This window comes from Acinetobacter sp. ANC 5045, assembly GCF_004331005.1.
Classification (GTDB): Bacteria; Pseudomonadota; Gammaproteobacteria; order Pseudomonadales; family Moraxellaceae; genus Acinetobacter; species Acinetobacter towneri.
Genome location: NZ_SJNS01000017.1, coordinates 1 through 20,944, shown reverse-complemented (window position 1 = coordinate 20,944; position 20,944 = coordinate 1). Strand labels below are relative to the sequence as shown.

Below are 20,944 nucleotides of genomic sequence, written 5' to 3'. Positions count from 1 at the left end.
CTCAGGAATACTGCACAAGGAGCTGTGTGCATGTCATTTGCCATAAAAAAGACACATCAATATCTGGGCTGTATTTTAGGTTGTGTGGTCTTGCCGCAGTTTGGATGGGCTGCGTTACAAACCACGCCCTATATTGCCGTACATAGCCAGCCTCAGTATGTGGGGCGCTCGGCTATGCCTTATGCCAACCCGCAAGCGCCCAAAGGTGGCGATTTAATTCGTGCCAGTAATGGCACTTTTGATAATTTAAATGACATGAATGGCAAGGGCAGCTCAACCGATGGGGTGAGTTTTATATTCGATTCACTCATGAGCAGTTCTTTAGATGAGCCGGGGGTGATGTATCCCTTATTGGCAGAAAAAGTCAGCTATGACCCCAAGCAAACTGCATTTGTCATTTTTCATTTAAATCCTAAAGCTAAATTTAGTGATGGCAGCCCAGTTACAGCAGATGATGTGAAATTCAGTTTTGATGCTTTTCAGACCAAGTCTAATCCAGGTTTGCAAATGTATTTATCCGATTTAGATAAAACCACGGTCTTGTCTAAGCATCAGGTTAAAGTCAGTTTTAAATCCACTAACAATGCAGAAATGCCGCTGATTTTGTCGCAAATGCCAATCTATTCTAAAAAAGACTGGCAAAAGCGTGACTTTACCCGCATCACACTAGAACCGATTTTAGGTTCAGGGCCGTATCTTATTGAGCGGATTGATGCAGGGCGCAGCATTACTTATAAGCGTAATCCAAATTATTGGGGCAAAGATTTACCCGTAAATAAAGGGCGCTATAATTTTGACCGCCTGAAGTATGTTTATTATCGCAATCTGGATATTGCCTTCGAAGGGTTTAAGTCGGGGCAATACACGTTGCATGAAGAATATACCGCACGAAAATGGGTCACTGAATATCGTTTTCCTGCTGTGAATGCGGGCATGGTGGTCAAGCATAAATTTCAGCACCAAAACCCAATTCCGACCCAAAGTTTTGTTTTTAATACCCGTAGACATGCGTTTCAGGATATTCGTTTTAGGCAGGCTTTAACCTACGCTTATGATTTTGAATGGCAAAACAAAGCCTTGTTTTATGGGCAATATCGCCGTTTGCAAAGTTATTTTTCTAACAGTGAATTAGAAGCCAAAGGCACACCTTCAGCCGCAGAATTGTCTGTTTTAAAACCCTATTTGGCCAAGCTGCATCCTATTCAACGCCAAGGCGTATTGCAAAATTGGCAGTATCCTGTGACTGATGCCAGTGGCTTTAACCGTAACGGCTTGCTTAAAGCCCGTGAATTGCTTTTGAAAGCGGGTTATCGTTTTCAGCAAGGTAAATTGGTCGATGCCAAAGGCAAAGCCATTCAAATTGAATTTTTAATTCATCAGGATGGTTTGCAACGCACATTAGTGCCTTTTGTGCGCAATATGAAACGTCTGGGCGTTACGGTAAATATTCGGCATGTCGATGTGCCGCAATATATTGAACGCATGCGCCGTGCCGATTTTGATATGACCACCAGTGTCATGCCGCAATCTTTAAGTCCAGGCAATGAGCAAGCACAGCTTTGGAGTAGTGCTGCCGCAGATCAACCAGGAAACTATAATTACGCAGGCATTAAAAACCCAGTGATTGATGAAGTGGTACAACAGTTGATTCGTGCACCTAATCGTGAACAATTGATTGTGCGTACCAAAGTTTTGGATCGTTTATTGCGCGCAGGGTATTATCAAATTCCAACCTATGGCAAAGGTGAAAACTGGTATGCCTATTGGAATATGTATCGTCAGCCCGCCATCAAACCTAAACTATCGGCAGGAATTGATTATTGGTGGAGTGATGCTGCCCAAGCCAAGAAAGTTGCACATTATTTACGTCAACAATAACGATTTTAAAACTCAAGCATGACAGTGTTTGCGATAAACCAGAACATTGCCAAAAGGTAAGTACATGGGCACATACATACTCAAAAGATTGCTCCTGATTATTCCAACCTTGTTTTTCATTTTATTGATTAACTTTGTGGTGATTCAAATTGCACCGGGCGGTCCAGTCGAACAGGCGATTCAGCAAGCCGAAGCCTTTCAGGGCATGGGGGCGACAGGCGGTGAAACTGCTGCAACCTCCAATAGCAGCAATTATCAAGGTGCTAAAGGTTTAAGTGATGAAATGGTCGCAAAAATCGAAGCGCAATATGGATTCGATAAACCTGCACATGAACGCTTTTGGCAAATGCTCACCAGCTATGTGCAGCTTGATTTTGGCACCAGTTTTTTTAAAGACAAACCTGTGACCCAATTGTTATGGGAAAAATTGCCCGTATCGCTATCTTTAGGTTTATGGAGCACCTTGCTGATTTATTTAATTTCTATTCCATTAGGTATTAAAAAAGCACGTCAGCATGGTTTGTTGTTTGATAAAGCGACTTCTATTTTGTTGGCAGTTGGTTATGCCATTCCTGCGTTTGCCTTTGCTATTTTGCTGATTGTATTTTTTGCGGGTGGTTCATATTTTCAGTGGTTTCCTTTACAGGGTTTGGTGTCTGAAAACTTTTCACAATTAAGTCTGTGGGGAAAAATTACCGATTATTTCTGGCACATGACATTGCCTTTATTGGCGATGGTGATTGGTGGTTTTGCAGGGCTGACTTATCTGACCAAATACTCGTTTATGGAAGAATTAAACAAGCAGTATGTGTTGGCGGCACGTTCTAAAGGTCTAACCGAATCGCGTGTGTTATATGGGCATGTGTTTCGTAATGCCATGCTAATTGTAATTGCAGGTTTGCCCGAAGCGTTAGTGGGTATATTCTTTGTCGGGAACTTGTTCATAGAAATTATTTTTAATTTAGATGGATTAGGCCTGCTTGGTTTTGAGGCGATTGTGCAGCGTGATTATCCTGTAATTTTTGGTACTTTATTTATTTTTACCTTATTGGGCTTAATTCTGCGCTTAATCAGTGATGTGTTATATCAGGTGATTGACCCACGTATTAGTTTTGATTCGCGAGGGGCCAAATGATGTCACCGATCATGCAGGCACGTGTGCAGCGTTTTAAACAGAATAAATTGGGTTTTGGTTGTTTCATTGTCTTTATCATTATTTCTGTATTGTCTTTGGCGGCAGAATTGATTGCCAATGACAAACCGTTATTGGTCAAATATGAGCAATCTTTATATCTGCCAGTGTTCAAGGCTTATCCTGAAACGACCTTTGGCGGTGTATTTGAAACCGAAGCAGATTATAAAGACCCGGTGGTGCAACAACTGATTGCAGACCGAGGATGGGCAGTTTGGCCGCTCATTGAGTTTTCTTACCAGACTCCGAATTTAGATTTGGCCGTGCCTGTACCTTCAGCACCAACTGCACAAAACTGGTTAGGTACAGATGACCAAGGACGTGATGTGTTGGCGCGAATTTTATATGGCTTGCGTGTATCTCTGTTATTTGGTTTTGCACTGACTTTTGCATCGGCAGCTCTAGGCATTTTGGTCGGGGCAATACAGGGCTACTACGGTGGTTGGGTTGATTTAATTGGTCAGCGTGTTTTAGAAGTGTGGGGTGGTTTACCCATGCTGTTCATGGTGATGATTTTAGTCAGCATGTTTACCCCAAGTGTGTATTGGCTATTTGTAATTATGCTGCTGTTTGGCTGGACGACACTGGTCGGCTTAGTTCGGGCAGAGTTTTTGCGCGCCCGAAATTTTGATTATGTCCGTGCAGCGCGAAGTTTAGGCGTAACCGATCGTACCATTATGTTTCGGCATATTTTACCCAATGCCATGAGTTCGAGTTTGTCGCAGTTGCCTTTTATGCTGACCGCCAATATTACAGCTTTAACAGCACTGGATTTTTTGGGTTATGGCTTACCGCCCGATGCAGCATCTTTAGGCGAGTTGCTGTTACAAGGCAAAAATAATTTAAATGCACCGTGGTTAGCGTTGTCAGGCTTTTTTACCTTAGCGATTGTGCTGTCCTTGTTGATTTATATTGGAGAAGCGACCCGTGATGCATTCGATCCAAGACGTTAATACTTCAACTGCATCACAGCCCGCAGTATTGCTAACAGTCAGTCATCTGCATATTCGGCAGCAGCAACAGGTTTTGCTGCATGATTTAAACTTTGAGCTGCATGCAGGAGAAACTATTGCGTTAGTCGGTGAAAGTGGTTCTGGAAAATCTATTAGCAGTTTGGCGTTGCTGGGTTTATTGCCCGAACATTTACAGGTGCAAGGTCAGGCAATCTTTGCAGAACAGGATTTACTTCGCCTTAAACCGCAACAATTGCAGCAAGTTCGTGGTCAAAAAATTGCCATGATTTTTCAGGAACCGATGACGGCTTTAAATCCCTTGCATCGCGTGGAAAAAATTATTGGTGAAAGTTTGTTGCTCCAAGGTTGGAGCAAGGAAAAAACGCGTGCCCGTGTGTTGCAATTACTTGAAGATGTTGGCATTCCTCAGCCTGAAGAAAAACTAAAGCGTTATCCACATGAATTATCTGGGGGGCAACGTCAGCGAGTGATGATCGCAATGGCGTTGGCACTCGATCCCGATATTTTAATTGCTGATGAACCAACTACGGCTTTAGATGTGACTTTGCAGGCGCAGATTTTGGATTTATTAAAAAGCCTGCAAGTGCGTCGTAATATGGCCATGATTTTGATCAGCCACGATTTGAATTTAGTCAAACACTATGCAGATCGGGTAATTGTAATGAATCAGGGGCGGGTCGAAGAACAGGGCAGTGTGGCAGATATTTTTAATAGACCGCAGCAAGCCTATACCCAAAACTTGTTGAATCATGATTTTGGTGAAGCTTTGCAGGTTGATGAGTTGCCGACCATTTTGGAGTTGGAGCAGGTTGCTGTGAAATTCCCGATTAAACAAGGCTTGCTGAATCGGGTTAAAGATTATGTGGTTGCGGTTGAGCCGTTAAGCTTGCAACTTCCGCAAGGTCAATCTATTGGTATTGTCGGTGAAAGTGGTTCGGGTAAAAGTTCATTGGCACTTGCAATTGCACGATTGATTGAAAGTGAGGGAAAAATTGAACTACTTGGGCAAGATCTGAATCAACTGAATGAACGCCAATTGCGTCCCTTACGTCAGCAGTTTCAAATTGTATTTCAAGACCCGTTTAGCAGCTTAAATCCACGTTTAAATGTGGAGCAAACCATTGGTGAGGGTTTGGCATTGCAACAATTGTCCAAGCCTGAAATCATCCAGCGCATTGATGAAGCTCTAAGCAAAGTGGAATTGCCTGTGAGTTTTAAACAACGCTATCCGCATGAATTGTCGGGTGGGCAACGTCAACGGATTGCATTAGCACGCGCGTTGGTGCTGCGTCCTAAACTGTTAATTATGGATGAGCCGACTTCTGCCTTAGACCGTACCACGCAACGTGCTGTCGTGCAGCTGTTACGCCGTTTGCAGCAGCAAGAACAGATGAGCTATTTGTTTATTAGCCACGATTTGCAAGTGGTGAAAGCACTGTGTCAAAAAGTGTTGGTGCTGCATCAAGCGAAAGTCATGGAATTTCAAGATACTGTACAGTTATTTAGCCATCCGCAAACAGAATATACCCGTCAATTGATTGCTGCCAGTGAGTATTAAACCTTCAATATTTTTAAACAGCTATTTCGGCTGGCTGACTTGTTTTACCATTTTGACAATAAGATTTGTCAAAATGGCATTGACCTGTTCCGAAAAATCTTTAGAGTAAAAAAGACCAATAAAACACAATACGGAACAGTGTATGAGCCATCTTGCCGAAACAATTCAGATTCGTAATACCATGTTTAAAAATCGCATCATTAAAGGCGCGATGAGTGAGGCGCTTGCCAACACGGCAGGGCAGCCGAATAGCCTGCATTTAGGTCTATATGAAGCATGGGCAAAAGGTGGTTTGGGCTGTGCCATCACTGGCAACGTAATGGTCGATTTACGTGCCAAAAATGAACCGGGTGTTGTGGGAATTGAATCAGACCGAGATATAGAAAAGCTCAAACAGTGGGCAGAAGTTGGTAAACGTTATGGCATGGTGCAATTGGTACAGTTGTCACATCCTGGGCGGCAATGTCCGAAAGGTTTGAATAAAGAAACGGTTGCACCTTCGGCTGTGCCTTTTAGTCCAAGTTTAGCTTTGAGTTTTGGTACACCACGTGAACTACATGAAGATGAAATCCTCGATATTATTCAGCGTTTTGCCAAAGCTGCACAGATTTGTGAGCAAGCGGGCTTTGAAGGGATTCAACTGCATGGTGCGCATGGCTATTTGATCAGCCAGTTTTTATCGCCACTGACCAATAAACGCCAAGACCAATGGGGCGGCAATATTGAAAACCGTATGCGCTTTTTGATGCAAATTTATCAAGCGGTACGTGCAGCGACCTCAGACAATTTTATTGTATCAGTCAAACTAAACTCTGCAGATTTTCAACGTGGCGGCATCACTGAAGAAGAAGTGATTAGCGTGTTTAAAGCCATGGATGAAGCAGGTATAGATATGATTGAAATTTCAGGTGGTACTTATGAAGCACCCGCGATGGCAGGCTCTAAAGCTGATAAACGTAAACCAAGTACCATTGCCCGTGAAGCCTATTTTTTATCTTTTGCGGAATTGATTCGCAGTCAGGTGAAATGCCACTTAATGGTGACAGGTGGTTTTAGAACGGTAGTTGCCATGAATGCTGCTTTGGACAGTGGTGCATGTGACTTTATTGGGATCGCCCGACCATTTGCGGTAGAAACCGATTTAGCCAACCGTTTGTTGGCGGGTCAAGATGTACGTTACGGGGTCGATAAAATTAAAACTGGTATCCCGATGATTGATAAAATGGCAATTATGGAAATTATTTGGTATGCCGCGCAGTTCAAAGCAATTGCACAAGGCAAGCGTCCAAACCCGAAACTCTCGCCTTTAAAAGTCTTTTTCAAATATTTAAAAGGCAATTTAACTGCGGTGATTAAAGGACAGGTCAACTCACGTAAATCAGCTTGATTCGTATTTTTCAAACCTCAGTGGACGGATTCAAAGCTTAAACTATGGTTTTTGAATCAGTCCGCACAGATTGAAATATAAAACTAATGCGTTAGATAGCAAAAAGCCCAAGTCATATTGATTGGGCTTTTTGTTGAGATGTAAACCTCTCGAATATGGCGTCCCTACGGGGATTCGAACCCCGGTTACCGCCGTGAAAGGGCGAGTATCTTCTTTATCAAATTAATTGTAAATATTTGTAAATTTATACCAAAGAAGGTAAACATTTTAAGACCTCATGTAAATTTTCAGGTGCTAAATGAGCGTAACGCTGGGTGATGCGCGTGTCAGAATGACCCAATAATGTTGAAACGTGATAGATCGGAACGCCTTGCTTTACAAGAAAGCTTGCAAATGTGTGTCTTAAATCGTGGATTCTTAAATGACCTAAGTCAGCACGTTGAGCAGCACATTGAAAACCACGCCTGAAACTTTTTATATGACTGTTAGTTTTAGGATTGTAAAAAACATATTTTCTATGTGTTTTAAGCCGAATAAGCGCATCGAAAGACGTATCGTTAATGGGCTTGTAAACAGTCTTTTTATTCTTAGAAAGTGAATTACGGATAATAAGAAAACGGTCATTTATAGACACGTTATCCCATGTGAGTGTTGTCAATTCAGAAGCACGGCAACCAGTATTGAGCGCAAGCAAGATAAAATCATGTAATAGATAATTGTTGTAACGCTTTGCAGCAAATAATAGCTTCTGGCATTCAGTCGCATTTAAAAACTTTGGGATATAATCTTCTTCAAATAAGCGAAAGCCATTAAATACATTTTTAAAGGTGACGTTTTTATGTTTCAGGTAATAATTAAAAGCAGACTTAATAAGATTTAATTCACGGTTAATTGTGCTGTTTTTCACTCCCTGTAGTTTTCTATATGCACAATATTCATTGATCAATTCTATTGTGACTTCATCAAATTGATAAAACCATTCTAGATGCATGATTTTATCTGAATAAGTATATTTAGAATCAAAAAGCCCATTGCGAGCGTAAAACTCAACTATTTCTCTAACATTCATAAATACAACTACTTATTTATAGCGGGAGTTCAAATCTATCAGTTCGCGCCCATGCGGGACGCTCTAAAACTCCCGTTTGCAGGCAAAAGGGAGCTTGTAATCAAGGAGGGAGAAGTCATAGAATCAAAAATCCCGAATCACTCGTAGACACTCGTTCTGTAAAACCATGTTTGAAAATTTATTCGATAAAAACAGATATATATCAAATACCAATTTGCTGTATAAAATCGCAAAAGATGCGCTACTGGAGAAGCACGTCATAAAACGTGGCAATCAGATTTTAGTGTACGAGATCAGCAGCTTGAAAAAGCAGGGGCGTTTTATTAAAAGTCTTGAAATCAACAAATTTCCGATCACCCTAAAATCAAAACAAAGCATCAAGTACGGTAAAATTCCAAAGCGTGCAGAAATTATCAAAGATTTTCTTTGATACGTGATTCCTTGTATTTCTGAATAGCCTGCGAACGCAAAGCGTTACGCTTATCAAGCGGAACATACATATTTCTAAAGCGATATAAATAACCGTTTTCAGTTTTAATGCGAGATGGCTTTGTGTAATGCAAGCTGATAGCAGTTCTAATCTCTCTAAAAATTCCAGTACAAATTGAACCGGCTACTATTCCCATTACAAAAATAAAAGTAGCAATGGATTCAAATGCAGAAATATCTTGAATAGTAATCATATTAAGCCCTCAATTTTAGCCTGTTCTATCTTCGCCAATTCCTGAATAGATAGTTCACTAGGTTGCGAATTATTTGCTTGATTAGGTACTGAAGCATTGTTATTCACCTGTGTTGGTTGTTTTGTATAGTCAAATAGGCGCTCACCTTTAAGCCATTTCAGACAGGCGTTTTTATCAAGATTAGGCATGATATTACCTTGTTGATCTATGCCTACAACCTCTCCAGTAGGCTTTTTTGCACATCCGGTTAAGCGTGGATAATCTACAATTTGCAAGGGTACATTGGATAAATCAACGTCATAAGGCTGATTAGGATTGTAAGAAACTACAAAAGCATTAGATTCATTAGATTGAACAGATGCACCCGATTTAGATAGACCATCAAACCAAGCTATACATTCAGGACGTTCAACATTGACACCCTTTCTACACTCAATATTAGGGTCAAATGCAGTAGTCACACTGGCAGCTTGTGAACCGACTACAGTTGTTTCAGCGTCTTTTTTGCCTGTGGCATATTCTGCATTTTCTTTAATTTTGGATGCACTTAAAAATGGATTATCTGAACCAAAAACCATGTAACCAATTAAAAGTAGTACACAAGCGAGAAATCCGCCTAATTTGAAATAAAGGGGCGGAATTTTTAATTTATGAGTATCAACTTCGGTTGATTTATATTTATCAAAAATCTTTGCGTCAGGTTTAAATTTAGTATGGGATTCTGCTTTGTTCTTTGCACCAGTGGAATCTGGACTGTGCGCAGTATAACGCCACAGAAAAACGTCAGCATAAGAGCGACCATAAGCACGGTGTAAATGGTAATGCTCACCAACTAAAGATAAAACGTGATTATGCAAAAACGATGGGGACTGTGTAATTAAAATAATGTCATGACCAGTGTGACGGTGTACTTCTAATTCTTTTACACGATGATCACTAGATAGTTTTTCACGGCCTTTGTACTGTAAAAATTCGAATTGTTGAGCTTCATCATAGATAACAACGGAACCAATCGGAGTATTTGTCCAATCATCATTTTCCGGTAGTTTTTCAACACCCTCATAATTAAATTCATCAATATTGGTAAATACACGTCTACCCGCTTTTAAGTAATCAATTGCCAGTGATGCACATTTTGCAGTTTTGAAAGAACCTGGCTTACCTGTAATTAATATGAGCATTTATTATCTCCAGGGCGTGACCGTCCACGCTTACGCATGCGAAGAAGCGCACGCGGTGCGCGCAGTCAGTCACGCCTTTTTAAATGATAAATTGGCAGCTAATAAGGTAGCCCGTGCTATTAGAGCGCCAATGATGATTGAAATTGCATGATCTAAGCCTGATATTGAAAGCAAGCCTAAATACGTTGAATCAATTTGATTTGAAGCTGATATGGCTTTATTGATGTAGGTTGTAAGAATGATATTGATTACCGCACCACTAACAATCGTAACACCCGCACCGACTAAGACTTTCTTGGCAAAATTAGAAAGAAGCCAACTTGTAAGACCAAATAAAATTGCTTTCATGTTCTAAGCCCCAAAACAATGAAAGCCGCACCAATATATGCTGACGCAATAATTGCAGGCTTAATAATTGATAAGAGCTGACACCAAGGCCCCCAAGAAAAAACAAGCGTACTGGAGACACCTTGCATTGAGATAGGAATAGAAACATCAGCAGGACAAGCAGCACCCCAAGATATAGCATCTTCCTTAAGATCAGGCATTACATGCTCGACTATCTCAGGAGATTCATTGTCAGGAAGATCATCATCAGCTTGTGACCAGTCAAACCAATCACTAACTTTTTCAAAGAAAGTTTTATCTTGTTGAATCTGTTCACGTTGATTGTTTTTTATGTCTTTATTATCAGCTTTTTGGACTTTGAAGAAGTCACAAACAGCAGGCGCCCAAGAACAAAAATTTGGAAGTTCAAACGTGGTTTTTTCCTTTCCTGTTGCTTCCCCTGTTTCAGGGTCTATTTCAGGTTCTGTTTCAGATTCTCCTTTTGGTTCCTGTTCAGGTTGAGGGTTTGCATTATCAAGCGCGTCTTGCGTTGCCTGTGGTGCAGGTTCGGACTGTGCAGGGTTATTAGGTGAGTAAGCGTCCTGAACAGCGGAAGGCAAAGGTTGAGTATTTTCACCTTTACCGATAATTTCGTTGCCTAGTCCAGAATCAGATAAATATTCAAATTCAGGCTCAGGTAACGTAACCTTAGCAATTGCCCAGACTGAAATTTGAGGATCAATCCCTATACCCGGAATATCAACATTCTTAGCTTGTCTGGTATTAGGATTATTTACAGCACGGTTCAATAGTTCATTATATGCTGAATATATAAGGCTAAGATCTTCTGATTTAGTAATCGGATTATTTGGTCTGTGAACAGAATTAAAATTATTCAATGCCGCAGATAATGCAGAAAAATAACCAGATTGTGAAACATTATAATTAGCGCATCCGTTTGAAATACAAACATAAACCCCGTCAATAATTTGATTAGGATTTGTAGTTCCAGTAGGGCGTTTAATTGTTTGCGAACCATGATCTATTACCCAGCCTATACCCTCAAGCATAGCTTGAACGCCTGCAACGGCAATACCAGTCCACATCATTGTTTTTACAGTTTTGCCCAATGCACTAGGATTTACAGGTACTTCTACTTTATAACGACCACTATTTGCAGCATCTTGCGTGATTTTTCGAGCTTCGATTTTTACTTTATTTGATACATGATCGTAATTATTTTCTAAGACTTCCCATTTTTCAGCAGCACCTGCGAAAGCAAAAAAAGGGGTATAAATAAGCGAAAGGCAAATAAATATTTTTATAATTGTTTTCATTTTACTAGCACCGTGATAGCAACGATAAAGACAATGACAATAAGCCAGTTAAAAATAGATGCTTCCATATTGCCCCCGATGAATTAAGAAAGGGGGCGAACCCCCTTTGTATTACTTCGCAGCAGCGCGAAGGTTACGCCAAATTGCAATGCCAGCAGTGAAACCAAGCCAAGCAACACCAATTGTCGCAGCAGCAGTAACAGCAAGACCAAGGTTCGTGATGATTGCAGATACATCGTAATCAGCACGGGCAGCACCAGTAGCAGTTGCAACAGTTGCAACAACAGCACCACGATTTAAGAAAGTTTGTAAGCGAGATTGCTTTTTAACTTGTACTTGAGCTAAGCCCATTTTTTGTTGTTCAGTCATGAGATTTATCCCCTATTTGACCAAGTTTATTAAACACAGCCGCAACGACAATCACTAAAGCGGAAGCTAAACCGATCTGTGCAGCTTGTGCAGTTGTTATGCCAAACATATCGTTAATACCGACTTGTTCAGCCCACAAAACACACGTTTGCACCCCGTCAATTATTTGCAGTTGTTCACAAACGTATGCCATGTCTTAAAATCCTTAACCTTTACAGGTTTTTTCGTGTAAATCTTTTTGCTGTGCATAGAAAAATATGCAGTAGCATTTAGAACATTCCCAAGAAGCGTAATAAGTCATTTCTTAATCCATAGTCTTAAGAGATTCAATTGATGGAGTGGTCAAACAGTCGATGTAATAATTCAATCGTCTAATCGCAAACTCATCAGGTTTTGTATCAGTCTGTTCAAGCAAATACTTTTTATGAAATTCAAGATACATCTTGATTTGAGAAGCAGTTGCAAAAGGAATACGAACAAAACCACGTTCTAAAATAACGTTGGACTCATCATTCATTTTTGAGCCACTGGAGAGACGTCATGCACGATGGTCATTTGTTTATTACCATTCGTGACGATTTCCATTGAAATGTTGGCATTAAGCGGGAAAGGCAAATCCTGAATCTTTTTAATGTTGTCAGCCGTGCCCCACTTGTATTCCACAGTGGCAGATCCAAAGCCTGAATCACCTAGATCAGTCATGACATAAATTTTTGTGAAGTTATGAAGAACACCATCAACAGTATTGTTGTAGCATTTCGCACCAGTAATAACGGCAGTAGTAGTAAAGCGCATGGTTAATTTTCCTAAATAGCCTAAGTGATATTCCTAACCTATGCAGGCAACGCAGTAGGGGGAAGTGACGATGTAAAATCTATGAGTAAGGGTTTTAGCCGTTTAGGAAACTCATCCTTTTCAGGCATCAAGATATCCAAGACTTTTGAATCATCTTCATAGAATTTACGGAAAGCGTTTAAATATTTGCCAAATTGATGCTTGGTAATTTCGATAGCTTTTTCCCAAGTGATTTCGGCTTTTTTCTCCAACATTTCAAACTTGATGGCCTTAGATTGATCATCGAAAACGTGAAAGCATGGATACGCAGCGAGAAAATGCTCAGATGCATTGAGCAGGGCATCTAGAGGGATGTGATAAGAACGAGATTTAAACTCGACTTCTACACGTGTCCAAAGGCTGTTTTGATCGCCTAGCTGTTTTCCTTTTTCGTAGACTCGGCAGAACTTGGAGCTTGTTCGTTTTCCAATATAAGCTGTGCGACCTGTACCATCAGGACGCTTCCAACAGCCATCAGTACGAAAAGCAGGAGGTCGCCCACCGCAAGTAAATCCCCCGATAGTATCTTGATCATTCGCCCAATCAGGTGAAACCAAAACGCCAGACAGATCATCAAAAGCGTAATCAATGCGAGTAATTTTAGGACGATGGGCATAAAGCGAGAGCCAAGCATGTAAATCTTCCTCCCATCCATAACGGCCAGCTGTGCAACCTTGACCAGAAATAGACAGCATAATTGTGTTGTTTTGACCGCCTACACAGATGAAACCGCACTCATTTTCGAGTTGATAGGCTTCATCATAGTAATTGATACCGTTAACCATCTTCTTTTCGATGCCAAAACCAAAAATATCTTTAAGGACAGCTTCTAGGGCATATACACAATAAGTATCAGGATTTTCGGTTAATTTTGTGGTAACTGAATTTAAGAACGTATCTTTATGCATAGTTATGTTTAACCAATCTATAACGGCAACCTCTCCAGCAGCAGGACGACGGATTAATACAGGTTTTGGGCCATCTTCGGTAAGTACCATAACGGTGTGCTGTAACGGGTAATCTTTATAGGCTTTTTCTAGGCTGTGCATGGATTCACTGCGGGACTTTTCCCCCGTGTTACTACGGGGGGAAACATCGCTAAAAAGTGATACCCACAGTGGAGATGTGGATAAAGGGTTAAGTGTTTGATTAGCCTTGTAATTAGTCATCATAGCCATAGCCCCCGTTGAACTCGATGCATTCACGGTTATGTATGTCTAGGTCATGAGTTAATGCAGACACTACTGGAGAGCATTGACCTAGATCATTTAAAAAGTTTTCAATATAAAAAAGGACTGAAACAGAATGAGGGCAAGGAATCCCATCCATGATTGAAGCTTGTCCGTCCGAGTGGACTTTGCGAGCGATAGTTTCAAATGCTTCTAATTCAGTCATTTTTTATACTCAATTAAAATTATTGTTAATAATGTTTGAAGTAGCAGACCAATGAGCTTTTGAAAGTTTTGCAGCGAGTTCATCAACTTCGAAGTAATCGAAAAGACCGAGAGCAGAATAGGCTTTGATTGCTCCGTAAACTTGATCTTGAATTAAATCAATAATGGCAAAATGCGGGCCTTCGTAGTTTTCAATCTGTGCAATCTGATCTAAAACGTACTGCTTAGCCCCAGCAGGGTTATTGTTGTAATCGCTCATGTGTTGCCCCTTTATTTTGTGTACTTCACAATTTTGTAAAGTTCTGAACAAAAAAAACTATACAATTATGTGAAGTCAATCTAGTTCACAAATATGTAAAAGACAAGGGGGCATAAATGCTTAAAGACTTGATCGAAATGTGTAAAGACAGAATAGGAAGCTATGAAAATCTATCTAGTAGATTAGATATTGCACCGACAGTTATATCAGATTGGAAAGCAGGAAGAAGAAAGCCAACGCCTTACCACGTATGCCAAATGGCTGAAATTGCAAGGTTAAATGTAGCTGAAACACTATTTATTGTTATGCAAGAGTTAGACAAAGAACATGCTAAATCTTGGGAAATATGGCGTCCCTACGGGGATTCGAACCCCGGTTACCGCCGTGAAAGGGCGATGTCCTAGGCCTCTAGACGATAGGGACAAATAGAAGTTTATATTTTTAAACCATGTAACAACCAATGCAGTTGTTGAGAATATGGCGTCCCTACGGGGATTCGAACCCCGGTTACCGCCGTGAAAGGGCGATGTCCTAGGCCTCTAGACGATAGGGACTTAAAAAAATATCTACTTCTGAAATTGGCGTCCCTACGGGGATTCGAACCCCGGTTACCGCCGTGAAAGGGCGATGTCCTAGGCCTCTAGACGATAGGGACGTTTCAGAGGTGGGCGTATAATAGGGCGTATAAGGGGGGGTGTCAAACGCTTTTCTGCAATAATTCTGAAAAAAATGTTCAACTGAATAAAATTAAAACTATTCTGCTGTCGTGATACGTTTGAAGCGGTAAAAATCATGCTTTTCAAGTTATTTTTAAATGGACACATTTATTAGAGCAGCATGATTTTCTTTGTATTTTGCAGTATTCATTGCTAATCAACACAACTCAAAAAACAAGGCAATCCGAAGATCGCCCCTATTGTTTTACATCATCGCTAAAAAAGCATTATGATTTTTTGTGATAAATCATGTAATAACTGAGATAGCACAACACAATAAAAATCATACAGCCAATAAAACCTGCCAGCATTTCAGGGTCAAACACCATACTTAAGCAAGTAATAAAACAGAACACAAAACCTAAAATAGGCACTATTGGAAATAGCGGTGCAGCAAAACCTAAGTCCTGCACGGTTTTACCTTGTTTATACCATTGGCGACGGAAGTTAAACTGGCTTAAACAAATGCTCATCCAGACCACGACCATGGTAAATGCAGCCACACCCAAGAGGTTTTTAAAGATGGTTTCAGGCGCAAATTGTTCAGACAATAAACCTGGCATTGCACCGAGCATGGTGACCATGACTGCAATATAAGGAATACCACGCGCATTCACCTTAGAAAAAATCTGTGGTAATTGCTTTTGGTGTGAGAGCGACCACATCATTCGTGAAGCTGCAAATAAACCTGAGTTCGCTGCAGAGAGTAACGCTGTGATAATCACAAAACGAATAATATCTTCCGCATAAGGAATACCAATCTGATTAAACACCGTTACAAAAGGACTGCTGCTTACACCTTCTGCAGCCAAACCTGCAGCCTGATGTGGTAGCAAGGCACTAATCACCACAATGGTACCTACAAAGAAAATCAACAGACGGAAAATTGCGGTATTGATTGCTTTAGGCACGTTTTTGGCAGGGTCTTTGGTTTCACCTGCGGCAACACCAATCAACTCTGTACCTGAAAAGGCGAAATTAACAATTAACATGGTGGCAAAAATAGGGAATAGCCCTTCAGGAAACCAACCTTGTGCGGTTAAATTGCTAAATAAAGGTGCAGAGGTATAACCTTGATAAGACACAGCACCTAAAATTGCCATTAAACCCAAAACGATAAAGGCAATGACAGTCACGACTTTGACCAAAGATAGCCAAAACTCAGATTCTGCAAACAAGCGCGTGGAAATCATATTCAAACCAAATACAACGCCACCAAAAATCAGTGTCCAAATCCACATGGAAATATGCGGGAACCATTCCTGCATTAGCAACGCAGCGGCGGTAAATTCTGTGCCTAAAGTGACCGACCACGTGAGCCAATATAACCAAGTGATGGTATAGCCCGTGCCAGGTCCAATATATTGTTTGGCGTATGCCCCAAATGAACCTGAAACAGGCATGTGTACGGCAAGCTCGCCCAAACACAGCATCACCATATAGGCAATTAAACCACCAAAAATATAAGCGATGATGGCGCCAACGGGGCCTGTTTGTGCAATGACTTCACCTGAGCCTAAAAATAGACCTGTGCCAATAGCACCGCCCAGTGAAATCATAACCAAATGTCGAGTGCTCATCGCACGTTTTAAAGGCATAGTATTGCCTTGATGCACAGCATCATTTTGATGATTCGATGACGGCATAAGTGATAGGAGAAAAAATGAAATGAAGCGAAGTATTGTAGAGAAAAACTACAAATCTGCAATCTTGAAATAATAAATTTGGATTAGAAATGATCGTATAGCACGATAAATGGCGTCCCTACGGGGATTCGAACCCCGGTTACCGCCGTGAAAGGGCGATGTCCTAGGCCTCTAGACGATAGGGACGTTGCGAGGTGATGCGTATATTATGAATTTTTAGCGACAGTGTCAAACCTGAATCTAAAAAAACTGCCGCACTATTTGTTATTTGCTTAAAAAATAATACATCTTTAAAAATAAATCAGTGCATGTAAATTTGAATACGGTGCATCATTTTAATGATCAGGGGTTTGATATTGCTTTTCAGTGGTTGTTGTTTGTGTGGCTGCGGGTTGAGTGCTTGGTTTAGGTTGAGCAGGCTCACGATTCACAATATAAAGATACAACGCAGAAGGCGCGAGAATGACCAAAACCAAGACAATTTTTTTCAACATGGCAGAATCAATAACACAAATTGGAATATTGCCATTATAACCAAAGCCAGCTCAAAAGACTGCATGCATAAAAGCTGATTCGCAGTAAAAATCATTTTGATGCTCAGTCTTGTGGTTGAAAAGCACGAATCAAAACCACAACACTAAAAAGAAAACAGGACGACAAACGCAGTCTGTCATCCTGTAAACATCTCAATGTTCGAGTACAAATCGTATTATTGATCTGGGTTGAGTAAGTTCTCTACCATGTGCGGCGCAAGTTTATTTAGAATAAAACAAAACAGCTCTGCAGTTTTTTGCGTATCGTATAAAGCTGAATGAGCTTCTTTGCCATCAAACTCAATACCTGCCTGAATGCATGATTTTGCCAGCACCGTTTGACCAAACATCACCGCACTTAAAGTCACTGTATCAAACACTGAAAAGCTGTGGAATGGGTTTTGGTTTTTCGTGCCTGTGCGGGCAATGGCTGCTTGTACAAAGCCTAAATCGAAATGCGCATTGTGACCGACCAAAATGGCATGGGTACAATTCTGTTGGCGACGCACTTCATTGACTGATTTGAAAATCCGTTTTAATGCGGTTTTTTCATCTTCAGCCATAGCCATACGCATAGGGTTGAAAGGATCAATCCCAATAAAGTCCAACGAACGACGGTCTAAATTTGCCCCTTCAAACGGGTTGATATGCGCATGATACGCTTCACCTGGTACAAATTTGCCATCCGCATCATAAATAATTGGAATGGCAGCAATTTCCAACAAAGCATCGGTTTGGGCATTAAAGCCTGCGGTTTCCACATCGACCACCACAGGCAAAAAACCACGAAAACGTTGCCCCATCACGGGCAAAGTTGTATCTGTCACACTTTTCTCCATTGAATGGTTTTACCCGCATATAACGGAATAATTTGTTCACCATCCAAGTAGTCTAAACTGGTTGGAATGATTTGCTCTTCTTTCACCAAAGTAATGGTGTTGGTATTACGCGGCAAACCATAAAAATCTGCACCAAAGAAGCTTGCAAAGCCTTCTAAGCGGTCAATACGTCCAACTTGATCAAAAGCTTGTGCATAAAGCTCAATTGCCGTAGGCGCACTATAGCAGCCTGCACAGCCACATGCATTTTCTTTGGCATTTTTTGAGTGCGGTGCGCTATCTGTCCCTAAGAAAAATTTAGGATTTCCGCTAGTTGCGACTTCTAATAAGGTTTGTTGATGGGTTTGACGCTTTAAAATAGGCAAACAATAGAAATGCGGTTTTACGCCACCTACTAACATATCATTACGGTTAAATAATAAATGTTGTGGGGTAATGGTTGCTGCGACATTACGGCCTTGTTCTAAAACAAATTGCGCTGCTTCAGAGGTCGTAATGTGTTCAAGCACCAATTTTAAGTTTGGAAATTGTTGTAATAATGGTGAAAGCACTTCATCTAAGAAACGTTTTTCACGGTCAAAAATATCGACATGATTGTGCGTGACTTCGCCGTGCAGTAATAATGGCACTTGTTGTTCTTCAAGTTGCTCAATCACCGCATATACTTTACGAATGTCGCTCACCCCATTGTCTGAATTGGTGGTCGCGCCAGCAGGGTAAAGTTTAATGGCATTCACATGCGCAGAGGCTTTAATTTTCTTGACTTCTTCGGGAGAGGTTTGATCGGTAAAATACAACACCATACGCGGATCAAAATTTACACCTTCAGGGACGTGTGCCATGATGCGTTCACGATACGCTTCCGCTTCTTCTACCGTTTTTACTGGTGGAACAAGGTTAGGCATACAAATTGCGCGTGAAAATTGCTTGGCAAGATCGGGAACAGTACGTTGTAGTGCTAAACCATCACGTAAATGAGCATGCCAGTCATCTGGCTGGATAAGAGTAATCGTATTCAAGGCGCTGCCAGTCTGAAAAATAAAACAGATGATAATCTATAAATGTTAAAATGGTAACGTCGAAAGCCATAAAAAATAGAAATGCCTGAATTAATTGTTTCGACATTGTGTTATTTTTAAACCACTAAAAAAATTATATTCAGGTTGTTACAGTTTTGCTGTGTAACAATCGTGATTAAATGGAATTTAAAGCATCCATGGAATACAAATATAAGTTAGCCAAGCTACAGTACGACAAAGAAAAAAATGAAGAGTTGATTAAACGTCAACGTAAACGTGCGGGGCAGGTTTTTCCGAAACAACTGGAAGTTGAGTTTTGGCAACAGCATCTTGAACAAGCTCGGCACAACATTAACCAATATTTTTGGTCGGGCGTACTCATCTACTTTATTATCACCGTGCTGATGATTACTGGGGATTATTGGATTATTGATCGTAATTTTTTTAAACACGATTTTATCCACTCTTTACTAGGCTTGGTCAATGGCGCGTTTTGCTTACTGACCCTGTTCTTTTTTGCCCATTATAAAATTTTGCGCCAGTATTATGCCTATGCCGCCATGGCTATGATTTTTTGGGCCATTGTGTCGATGACCTGGCTGACCATGACGGTGCATACCGAAGTGTTTAGACACCAAGCCATGATGATCATCAGCATGATTTATATTATGGGTTTTGTACTGACGGGGGTGAAGCCGTTTCACATGCTGCTGACTGGGTTAATGGCGGCTGTGGTTGCCATGATTATGCTATTAACCTTGTATATTCCAATTGATGTGATGGTGATGGGGCGGGTGTTGGTTGGCAGTACGGTAGTGGGTTTTTTAATCAGTAAAATGCTGTGTACCCGTGAGCGGATGATTTTTTTGGTCATGCACCAAGCCCGACTTAGTGAAAAAATTAACCGTATTCATGCTGAAGAATTGTTGCATTTAAGTCAGCATGACGCGCTGACTAAAGTATCCAACAGACGTACTTTTGATGAAATGCTGGACAGCTATTTCGAACAGGCACGGCATGATGAAGTGCCATTGTCTTTACTCTTTATCGATGTCGATTTTTTTAAAAAATATAACGATCATTATGGGCATCAAAAGGGAGATGAAGTCATTTCAGCGATTGCCAAATCCATTAAAGACTCAATTCGTCACATGGATTTTGTTGCGCGTTATGGTGGTGAAGAATTTGTGGTGTTATTGCCAGAAACCGATGCGCATGGTGCGTATGCTGTGGCTTCCAATATTTTTAAAGCGGTTGAGCGTTTAGCGATTCCACATAGTCAATCTTTGGTTGACAGTAATGTCACCATCAGTTTGGGCTTTACCGTCTATAAAGGTGAGGCGGACATTTTTAAAAGCGATTTCTTACAACGTGCAGACCAAGCCTTGTACCGTGCGAAACAGTTGGGACGTAATCAAATTTATTACCACACTTTGCAGGTGGAAGAAGTGCTGTAAATTTTTCTATCTCCAAGTGAAAGAGGACTCCACCCGTCAGTCAGGGTGGAGGTGGATTTCACAAATTTCAACCTTGTTGATTCTGAATATATTGTTTGATTATTTCCAAAGGCGCACCACCACAAGACCCTGCAAAATATGATCTTGACCATAAAACAGGTTTTGTATAATTCCCTCTCAAGTCTAAAAACTCATTTCGCATTCTTCTACTTGTTACAGACTTTAAATTATTAACCAATTTGCTTAACTGTACCGTTGGTGGATACTGAATAAGCATGTGAACATGGTCGGA

At 40.8% G+C, this 20,944-nt stretch carries 23 protein-coding genes and 4 tRNA genes; 6 read left to right on the top strand and 21 right to left on the bottom strand.

All coding sequences use genetic code 11. The annotated features are described in order from the left end of the window. The first annotated feature begins 30 nt into the window (after window positions 1-30). The 5 genes from E0H79_RS12055 to E0H79_RS12035 all read left to right on the top strand — a co-directional run bounded on the left by E0H79_RS12055 (window position 31) and on the right by E0H79_RS12035 (window position 6,989). Complete coding sequence (locus E0H79_RS12055; protein ID WP_004972660.1) at window positions 31-1,878, top strand: extracellular solute-binding protein; 1,848 nt, start codon at window positions 31-33, stop codon at window positions 1,876-1,878. A 64-nt stretch (window positions 1,879-1,942) separates the two neighbouring features. Beyond that, window positions 1,943-3,013, top strand: coding sequence for a microcin C ABC transporter permease YejB (locus E0H79_RS12050; RefSeq protein ID WP_131261737.1), 1,071 nt, complete (start codon window positions 1,943-1,945; stop codon window positions 3,011-3,013). Beyond that, a complete protein-coding gene (locus E0H79_RS12045; RefSeq protein ID WP_131261764.1) occupies window positions 3,013-4,023 on the top strand; it encodes an ABC transporter permease in 1,011 nt (336 codons plus the stop codon). Before E0H79_RS12050 ends, E0H79_RS12045 begins: the two co-directional genes overlap by 1 nt. Next, a complete protein-coding gene (locus tag E0H79_RS12040; RefSeq protein ID WP_131261763.1) occupies window positions 4,001-5,602 on the top strand; it encodes an ABC transporter ATP-binding protein in 1,602 nt (533 codons plus the stop codon). The genes E0H79_RS12045 and E0H79_RS12040 overlap by 23 nt, the downstream gene beginning before the upstream one ends. Window positions 5,603-5,744: 142 nt before the next feature. Then, window positions 5,745-6,989: an NADH:flavin oxidoreductase/NADH oxidase family protein gene (locus E0H79_RS12035; RefSeq protein ID WP_004972669.1), complete on the top strand. Its 1,245-nt coding sequence runs from the start codon at window positions 5,745-5,747 to the stop codon at window positions 6,987-6,989. Between the two features lie 244 nt (window positions 6,990-7,233). On the opposite strand, the gene E0H79_RS12030 is transcribed toward E0H79_RS12035, so the two are convergent. The 20 genes from E0H79_RS12030 to pyrC all read right to left on the bottom strand — a co-directional run bounded on the left by E0H79_RS12030 (window position 7,234) and on the right by pyrC (window position 19,195). Then, window positions 7,234-8,058, bottom strand: coding sequence for a tyrosine-type recombinase/integrase (locus E0H79_RS12030; RefSeq protein ID WP_100833116.1), 825 nt, complete (start codon window positions 8,056-8,058; stop codon window positions 7,234-7,236). A gap of 413 nt (window positions 8,059-8,471) precedes the next feature. After that, on the bottom strand, window positions 8,472-8,741 hold the full coding sequence (locus E0H79_RS12025) for a hypothetical protein (protein WP_131261736.1): 270 nt from the start codon (window positions 8,739-8,741) through the stop codon (window positions 8,472-8,474). Beyond that, on the bottom strand, window positions 8,738-9,922 hold the full coding sequence (locus E0H79_RS12020; protein ID WP_131261735.1) for a zonular occludens toxin domain-containing protein: 1,185 nt from the start codon (window positions 9,920-9,922) through the stop codon (window positions 8,738-8,740). The genes E0H79_RS12025 and E0H79_RS12020 overlap by 4 nt, the downstream gene beginning before the upstream one ends. 69 nt (window positions 9,923-9,991) lie before the next feature. Then, window positions 9,992-10,270, bottom strand: a complete 279-nt coding sequence (locus tag E0H79_RS12015) for a DUF2523 family protein (protein WP_125272310.1) — start codon at window positions 10,268-10,270, stop codon at window positions 9,992-9,994. Further along, on the bottom strand, window positions 10,267-11,586 hold the full coding sequence (locus tag E0H79_RS12010; protein ID WP_131261734.1) for a virulence factor TspB C-terminal domain-related protein: 1,320 nt from the start codon (window positions 11,584-11,586) through the stop codon (window positions 10,267-10,269). Before E0H79_RS12010 ends, E0H79_RS12015 begins: the two co-directional genes overlap by 4 nt. Window positions 11,587-11,697: 111 nt before the next feature. Then, window positions 11,698-11,955: a major capsid protein gene (locus E0H79_RS12005; protein WP_131261733.1), complete on the bottom strand. Its 258-nt coding sequence runs from the start codon at window positions 11,953-11,955 to the stop codon at window positions 11,698-11,700. Continuing rightward, the gene (locus E0H79_RS12000) at window positions 11,948-12,148 is read right to left on the bottom strand and encodes a hypothetical protein (RefSeq protein ID WP_131261732.1); all 201 of its coding nucleotides are present in this window, start codon (window positions 12,146-12,148) and stop codon (window positions 11,948-11,950) included. The genes E0H79_RS12005 and E0H79_RS12000 overlap by 8 nt, the downstream gene beginning before the upstream one ends. A gap of 111 nt (window positions 12,149-12,259) precedes the next feature. Then, complete coding sequence (locus E0H79_RS11995; RefSeq protein ID WP_131261731.1) at window positions 12,260-12,472, bottom strand: hypothetical protein; 213 nt, start codon at window positions 12,470-12,472, stop codon at window positions 12,260-12,262. Further along, window positions 12,469-12,750 (bottom strand): hypothetical protein, encoded by a 282-nt coding sequence (locus E0H79_RS11990; RefSeq protein WP_070076104.1) that lies wholly within the window; start codon window positions 12,748-12,750, stop codon window positions 12,469-12,471. The genes E0H79_RS11995 and E0H79_RS11990 overlap by 4 nt, the downstream gene beginning before the upstream one ends. A 38-nt stretch (window positions 12,751-12,788) precedes the next feature. Continuing rightward, the gene (locus E0H79_RS11985; protein ID WP_228258790.1) at window positions 12,789-13,961 is read right to left on the bottom strand and encodes a replication initiation factor domain-containing protein; all 1,173 of its coding nucleotides are present in this window, start codon (window positions 13,959-13,961) and stop codon (window positions 12,789-12,791) included. Continuing rightward, window positions 13,951-14,184 carry a hypothetical protein gene (locus tag E0H79_RS11980; protein ID WP_070076103.1) on the bottom strand — a complete coding sequence of 78 codons (234 nt, stop codon included), beginning with the start codon at window positions 14,182-14,184 and terminating at the stop codon, window positions 13,951-13,953. The genes E0H79_RS11985 and E0H79_RS11980 overlap by 11 nt, the downstream gene beginning before the upstream one ends. A 9-nt stretch (window positions 14,185-14,193) precedes the next feature. Further along, window positions 14,194-14,442: a hypothetical protein gene (locus E0H79_RS11975; protein ID WP_070076102.1), complete on the bottom strand. Its 249-nt coding sequence runs from the start codon at window positions 14,440-14,442 to the stop codon at window positions 14,194-14,196. A 347-nt stretch (window positions 14,443-14,789) separates the two neighbouring features. After that, a tRNA-Glu gene (locus tag E0H79_RS11970) sits at window positions 14,790-14,865 on the bottom strand. Between the two features lie 55 nt (window positions 14,866-14,920). Then, window positions 14,921-14,996 (bottom strand) — tRNA-Glu (locus tag E0H79_RS11965). A 25-nt stretch (window positions 14,997-15,021) separates the two neighbouring features. Next, window positions 15,022-15,097 (bottom strand) — tRNA-Glu (locus E0H79_RS11960). Window positions 15,098-15,385: 288 nt separating this feature from the next. Continuing rightward, window positions 15,386-16,804 carry an amino acid permease gene (locus E0H79_RS11955; protein ID WP_026438458.1) on the bottom strand — a complete coding sequence of 473 codons (1,419 nt, stop codon included), beginning with the start codon at window positions 16,802-16,804 and terminating at the stop codon, window positions 15,386-15,388. A 110-nt stretch (window positions 16,805-16,914) separates the two neighbouring features. Then, window positions 16,915-16,990 (bottom strand) — tRNA-Glu (locus tag E0H79_RS11950). Window positions 16,991-17,139: 149 nt separating this feature from the next. Beyond that, a complete protein-coding gene (locus tag E0H79_RS15320) occupies window positions 17,140-17,298 on the bottom strand; it encodes a hypothetical protein (protein WP_004972674.1) in 159 nt (52 codons plus the stop codon). A 215-nt stretch (window positions 17,299-17,513) separates the two neighbouring features. After that, on the bottom strand, window positions 17,514-18,176 hold the full coding sequence (gene rnt, locus E0H79_RS11945; protein WP_131261730.1) for a ribonuclease T: 663 nt from the start codon (window positions 18,174-18,176) through the stop codon (window positions 17,514-17,516). Then, a complete protein-coding gene (pyrC, locus tag E0H79_RS11940) occupies window positions 18,161-19,195 on the bottom strand; it encodes a dihydroorotase (protein ID WP_004972678.1) in 1,035 nt (344 codons plus the stop codon). The genes rnt and pyrC overlap by 16 nt, the downstream gene beginning before the upstream one ends. Window positions 19,196-19,392: 197 nt before the next feature. Here pyrC and E0H79_RS11935 point away from each other — a divergent pair, with 197 nt between their 5' ends. After that, window positions 19,393-20,652 carry a GGDEF domain-containing protein gene (locus tag E0H79_RS11935; protein WP_131261729.1) on the top strand — a complete coding sequence of 420 codons (1,260 nt, stop codon included), beginning with the start codon at window positions 19,393-19,395 and terminating at the stop codon, window positions 20,650-20,652. Window positions 20,653-20,719: 67 nt separating this feature from the next. On the opposite strand, the gene tnpA is transcribed toward E0H79_RS11935, so the two are convergent. Continuing rightward, window positions 20,720-20,944, bottom strand: a 225-nt coding sequence (tnpA, locus tag E0H79_RS11930) for an IS200/IS605 family transposase (protein WP_131261728.1), incomplete at its 5' end; no start/stop codon positions are given.